The 1,009-nt window shown below is 40.5% G+C and carries 1 protein-coding gene; it reads left to right on the top strand.

The annotated features are described in order from the left end of the window. Window positions 1-191: 191 nt before the first annotated feature. A partial coding sequence (locus ACS8FD_RS16945) for an ABC transporter transmembrane domain-containing protein (protein WP_439276702.1) occupies window positions 192-1,009 on the top strand: 818 nt, incomplete at its 3' end.

Here is a 1,009-nt window from a genome sequence, read left to right as displayed (position 1 = left end):
AAAACCTTTGCAAAAAAAATAGAAAACGGGGCTAACACCATAGCCTACGTTAACTTATAAATAGTGATATCTAAAATTAACAGTCATCCGCTGTATTTTTAAATAAAATGCGGGATAATAGAATAGTTACCAGCTGCTATATTTTTGACTCTAAATTTTATTGGCTTCAATCGTAAGACCAAAACCTTAATATGCCAAAACCGTTTAAACCCACACGTGTCCTAAATGATAATCCTTTTTTAAATACTGCACCCGTTGAAAAAACGGAGCGCCGTGCACTGCTGTGGAATATTCTAAAAAAGCTTGCTAGCTTTGCCGCGCCTTACAAAGTGTTAATCGTAGCCACTTTAATCTTAACCGTACTTGGCTCTTTTACCGCACAGGTCAATGCCTTTGTATTGCGTTATACCGTTGATACTTTAACTGAGATTGCCGCGCTTGCCGACCCTTGGCAGGCAGGTTTGCGTATGTTAGGTATTATTAGTGCAGTGTTGTTGACTAAAGAGATATTATCGATATTCATCTCTTTTGGTCAGCGTTTTTTTGGTGAGAAAATTCGTATTAATCTGTCACGCGATTTATCACAAAAGATTATAGAACGCATTCTCACCTACCGTATGGCGTTTTATACCAGTAGTCAAAACGATAGTGGCAAGCTGCAAACCCGCATCGATTATGGTGTGATGAGCCTGACCAGCCTAGTGCAAAACTTCTTTATTGATATGCTGCCACTGTTTGCCAGTGCCATTGTGTCGCTTATTATTATGTTCTCGACCAACTTTTGGATTGGCCTCGTTGGTTTGATTATCATACCCATTTACTTTTTTATTAGTCAAAAGCAAGCTAGGCGCTTACAAGGTTACCGCCGGCAGATGCGCGGCTTTCGGGAGGCCAAAAGCGGGCTTGTTATCTCGCTTATTAACTCTATTAGCGTGGTCAAATCCTTCGTCCGTGAGCCGATTGAGGCGCAAAAGCATCTAAAGATTCAAAAAGAGATGACAGGCAATCA

The organism is Psychrobacter sp. 1U2, assembly GCF_051847575.1.
Note: the sequence above shows the minus strand (reverse complement) of the source record. Positions and strands in the feature narration are given on the sequence as shown.